The organism is Frankia sp. CcWB3, from assembly GCF_977927595.1.
Genome location: NZ_CDWRCK010000314.1, coordinates 1,201 through 4,642, shown reverse-complemented (window position 1 = coordinate 4,642; position 3,442 = coordinate 1,201). Strand labels below are relative to the sequence as shown.

Below are 3,442 nucleotides of genomic sequence, written 5' to 3'. Positions count from 1 at the left end.
GGGTGGGGCCGGGGGGTCGGGAGTCCTCGGCCTGCCCCGCTGTCGTCTCGATGCGGATCCGATCCTCCCGTATGCTGGGATGAAAAATTGAAAGTTTCTTCAATTTACATGATCAAAAGTATGAGGTGAGCGAGATCTTGGACATAGCGCCCCCCGTGGAGCCGTGCCGTGCGATAAAGAGCCGTTTTCCGGCTCCGAAGTGTGGTAACGAACAGTTGATAAATTCTGCAACTGGCGGGAAGGCCGCCATCGGGCGCGAACGGGTCGCGGCGCTGCTCACCATGCCGACGTGGTCTCTGGGTGGGCGGTCGCCGGTACTCCGGCCAGGTTGGTACCTCGGCCGGTAGGCCCCGGCCGGAGCTGCGCGGAGTCGACGGGAGGTGGCTCGTGACGAGGCGAGTTCCGTTGTACCAGGCTAAAGCGGAATTTTTTCGCATGCTTGGACATCCGGTGCGGATTAGGGTGCTGGAGTTGCTGCAGGACGGGCCGATGCCGGTGCGGGATCTCCTGGCCGCGATCGAGGTGGAGTCGTCGAACCTTTCCCAACAGCTCGCGGTGCTGCGCCGGTCCGGGATCGTGACCGCGACGCGGGACGGCCCGACGGTGGTGTACGCGCTCGCGGGCGGGGACGTGGCGGAGCTGATGCGCGCGGCCCGGCGGATTCTGACCGAGATGGCGGCCGGGCAGGCCGGGCTGTTGGCCGAGTTGCGCGAAGCGGAGACAAGCTCCTCATGAGCATGAAATGTGGTGGACCGATCTCCGGGAGTCCCGCCTATGGGACTCCCGGAGATGGGAACCCCGCCGAGGGGTCGCCTGGGGGACCGGCGCGCACCCGACGGAGTCGGGCACGGGTGGAGCCGGCGTGACGCCCTCTGGCCCGGCTGTCCCGGCCGGTTCAGCCGGTCCAGCCGGGGTCAACCCCGCCTACAGCGTCACGGTCCGCGTTCCGCACCGGGCCACGATGATTATCGAGGCGGTCATCGCCGCAGCCCCCGGCCCCGTGACGTGCTACGCGGACGAGCCGGATCCCGGGGGCGGCCGGCGGATCACGTTGGATGCCGACAGCGGGTCCACATTGACCTGGCTGGTCCGGGCGCTACGGGAGCGGCTGGGTGCCGATCTGTTGCAGACCGAGGATCCCGTCTTCACCGTCGCGTCGACCGGCAAACTCGCCCAGTGTCTCCGCGCGTCGGTCATGACCGGTCACGATCTTGCGTTGTTGGACGCTGACGCCGATCGCCGCGTCATCAGCCACCTGGCCATGCACCCGGCGCACACCGACCGGTTCACCGGCCGGCCGCGTCGGGTGGCGCTGCTCACCGACGGCAGCGCCGTCCTGGACTTCGAGCCGCTGGCCGCTGAGGCGGCCCTGCCAGCGGTCGAGTCCCAGGCGGTCCACCTGCACCGGGCGACCGGGTTCGACGTCATCCCCATGCCGATCGCCGCCCACACCGCAGCCGAGCTCGCCGCGGCGATCGGCATGCTCGCTCCGGGATTCGCCGCCACCGTCCTGGTCCACACACACGTCCGCCGTATCGACGCCGCCCGCGCCGCGCTGCGGTCCGCCGCCCCGTATCTGCTGCTCGACACCGTCAACGACGGTCTCGCCGTCGCCGCCGCGGCCGCGGTCCTCAACCATCTCCGGGCGCGTGACCTCGCGCCGGGGCGGGCCCGCGTCGCCGTCGTGGACCCGGCTCGGGGCGGCGATCTCGCCGGCTTACTGATCGGTGTCGGCATCCACGAGATCACTCTCTACGATCCGGTCGATTACGGCATCCAGCCGCTGCACCTACTCGCCCCCGAACTCGATCTGATCGTCGACCTGATCGGCTTGGCGGCGCCGCCCAAGGGCGTTCCCGTCCTGCGGACCCGCCCGGAGACGCCCCCTCCGCTGGCCCGCGCCACCTCGGGCCCGCGCCCGCTGCACGCGCTGCCCGGACTGCTGCGGGCGGTCGTCACCACTCGCCGCCCGGTCACCCCCGCTGCCCGCCTCGCCGCCGTGCACGCCCTCATCGGTCAGACGCCGCCCGGCAGCGTGCTGCCTCCCCTCGACCATCCACGGCTCGCCCCCGCCGTTGCCGCGGCCGCCACCCACGCCCTCACCGCGCAGGAGTAGCTCACCGCGCTCCCGGCGGAGGTGGTCACCTGGAGGTGGTCACCTGGAGGTGGTCACCTGGTAGGGGTGGTGGGGCCCGCCACCGACAGGCCCACCGGCGAATCTCGGCGAATGATCGTCCGCTGGGAGGACCGTTCCTCATGAACGGGATGAACCTGGGAGGACCGTTCCTCATGAACGGGATGAACAGGGTGCGTCGTCATGGGCGGCACTCTCCCGCCGGCATGACGGATGCGGAAGTACGGCGGCCCCGGTCTGGTCTTTGCAACACATCGTCCAAAAATGCCCTAAAGGGCCGTGTCCAAAAATGCCCTAAAGGGCCGTACGGCCATATGCCAGTAATGCGCCACCCCGGTTCTTCGGCCTGCCGGGAAGCCCGAGCCGGACCGGCACGGCCGAGGAATCGACATGGCCGAGGAGATGACACCGGGCCGAGGACGCTCGTGCGTCCGAAGCCGGCTGGCCTGGCGTGGGGAGTTCCACGTCGCGGGTGGCCTGGTCACGTTGGGAAGGGGGTACGAATGCTGCTCCGCGTGACCAGCCATCCGAAGAGTCGTTCCTGGCCCGGCGGGACGTCTCAGCTCGGCGCGGGGACGAGGTCCAGCAGTGCCTGAGCGGCAAGCTCGTACCCGAGGGCCCCCAGGCCGACGATCACTCCCCGGGCGAGCGCCGAGAGAATGGATTCGTGCCGGAAGGACTCCCGGGCCCAGACATTGGAGAGATGGACCTCGATCCACGGGTTCGGATAGTTGGCCAAAGCGTCGCGAAGGCTCCAGCCATACATCATCAGCGCACCTGGATTGACGATCGCGCCGATCGAGCCGTAATTATCTTGAATGGTGTTGATCAATTCGCCTTCGGATTCACGTTGCACGGAGACCAGTTTCCATCCGCGGTCCGAGATCCGAGCCGCGACGGCCGCCTCGATATCGGCCAGTGTCGCCGTGCCGTAAACTTCCGGCTGGCGCCGGCCGAGTATGCCCAGATTGGGGCCATTCAGGAGAAGTAGCGTGGGCACGGCACCTCGCAGACAGGCTGGCCGGCTCGACGGCCGGCGTCTCTTATCCGGAACCCCACATTTATAGCAAAGCCACCTGCTGGACACCTGTGAGCTGGGCGGATTGGCTGAGATGTTCTTCTAGAGTTCATTTGTAGCCCGTCCGTTGATGCTGATGTGTCATGTCCGGAGGTCGATGGGGAATCCGGGGGTACTGAAGGTACCGTCCGTCATGCATCCTCTTGTGTGGATTCCTTCGCTGGTCGCGATAATGGAACCGTCGACGGAACCTTGATCCCGGCGCGGAGAACAACGGTATGGCCACAGGT

3 protein-coding genes are annotated in these 3,442 nt (G+C 67.7%); 2 read left to right on the top strand and 1 reads right to left on the bottom strand.

The window, feature by feature from the left end:
* Positions 1-387 precede the first annotated feature (387 nt).
* A complete protein-coding gene (locus tag ACY5KJ_RS18220) occupies positions 388-735 on the top strand; it encodes an ArsR/SmtB family transcription factor (RefSeq protein WP_023839852.1) in 348 nt (115 codons plus the stop codon).
* A gap of 127 nt (positions 736-862) precedes the next feature.
* Positions 863-2,116 (top strand): malic enzyme-like protein, encoded by a 1,254-nt coding sequence (locus tag ACY5KJ_RS18215; RefSeq protein ID WP_462203930.1) that lies wholly within the window; start codon positions 863-865, stop codon positions 2,114-2,116.
* Positions 2,117-2,693: 577 nt separating this feature from the next.
* On the opposite strand, the gene ACY5KJ_RS18210 is transcribed toward ACY5KJ_RS18215, so the two are convergent.
* Positions 2,694-3,134 carry a type II 3-dehydroquinate dehydratase gene (locus ACY5KJ_RS18210; protein ID WP_462188008.1) on the bottom strand — a complete coding sequence of 147 codons (441 nt, stop codon included), beginning with the start codon at positions 3,132-3,134 and terminating at the stop codon, positions 2,694-2,696.
* Positions 3,135-3,442: the final 308 nt, after the last annotated feature.